This is a genomic window from Alcanivorax sp. HI0044 (assembly GCF_001634945.1).
Map to the genome: position 1 here is coordinate 1 of NZ_LWEZ01001900.1, position 1,441 is coordinate 1,441.

The following is a 1,441-nucleotide window of genomic DNA, read 5'->3' on the forward strand; positions in this document are numbered from 1 at the left end:
TGATCGATTGCGGTTTCACGGTGAAAGAAACCGAGGCGCGGCTGGGGAGGCTGGGGCTGGCAGCGGATCAGCTCAGTGCGATTCTGGTTACCCATGAGCATGGCGATCATATTCGCAGCGCCGGGGCGCTGGCCCGCAAGGTGGGCTGTCCAGTGTATAGCTCCTTTGGTACCGCCAGTGCGGTGCATGACAAGCGGGCGACGCTGAAAGGCGCCGATTGGCAGGAAGTTCGCCCCGGCCGGGCGTTTAGCCTGGGGGCCATGGAGATCCTGCCGGTGCTGGTGCCCCACGATGCCCGCGAACCTTGCCAGTACCGTTTTTCCTGGCAGCAGCGCACCGTGGGGGTGCTGACGGACCTGGGGGCGATTACTCCCCACGTGGTGGATGCCTACCGGGAATGTGATGCGCTGGTACTGGAATGCAATCACGACCCCCAGTTGCTGGCGTCGGGGCCGTATCCATCATCGTTGAAACGGCGCGTGGGTGGTATGTTGGGGCATCTGAGCAATGATCAGGCGGCGGCGTTGCTGCGCCAGGCCAATGTGGACCGCCTGCAACACCTGGTGCTCTCGCACCTGAGCGAACAGAACAACACGTCCCGGCACGCACTGGATGCGGTCGAACGGGTGATTACCCAGGGGCGTGAACGAATTGGCGTTGCCAGCCAGACGGAAGGGTTTGACTGGCTGCAAGTACATTAATACTGACCTGAGTAATAGGCCTTTCCATGGAAAAACGCGACGAGTTGTATGCCGGCAAAGCCAAGTCTGTGTACACCACCGATGACGCGGACAAGCTGATCATGCTGTTTCGTGATGACACCTCTGCCTTTGACGGCAAGAAAAAGGAGGCGTTGGCACGCAAGGGAGCGGTGAACAATCAGTTCAACGCGGCCATCATGGAAAAGCTGAAAGCGGCGGGTATTCCCTGCCACTTCGAGAAAACCCTGTCGGCCACCGAATCCCTGGTCAAGAAGATGGACATGATCCCGGTGGAGTGCGTGGTGCGTAACATCGCCGCAGGCTCCATTTGTCGTCGTCTGGGCGTGGAAGAAGGGCTGGAATTGAACCCGCCCACATTCGAATTCTTCCTCAAGGATGATGACTTGGGCGACCCCATGGTCAATGATTACCATATTCAAAGCTTTGGCTGGGCCACCGATGAGCAGGTGGCGCAGATGAAAGCGCTTACCTTCCAGGTGAACGATGTGCTCAAGCAGCTGTTTCTGGACGGTGGCATGCTGCTGGTGGATTACAAGCTGGAATTTGGTGTGTTTAATGGTGAAGTGTTGCTGGGCGATGAATTCAGCCCGGACGGTTGCCGCCTGTGGGACAAGGATACCCGCGAAAAGCTGGACAAGGACCGCTTCCGCCAAGGGTTGGGCGGTGTGGTAGAGGCCTACGAAGAAGTGGGTAAGCGTCTGGGGATGACGTTCGAGTAT

2 protein-coding genes are annotated in these 1,441 nt (G+C 58.4%); both read left to right on the forward strand.

Features of this window, described 5'->3' with window-relative positions:
* A partial coding sequence (locus tag A3730_RS28335) for an MBL fold metallo-hydrolase (RefSeq protein WP_063539405.1) occupies positions 1-701 on the forward strand: 701 nt, incomplete at its 5' end.
* Positions 702-727: 26 nt separating this feature from the next.
* Positions 728-1,441 (forward strand): phosphoribosylaminoimidazolesuccinocarboxamide synthase (gene purC, locus A3730_RS28340; protein WP_063519817.1); only part of this gene is annotated, 714 nt, incomplete at its 3' end.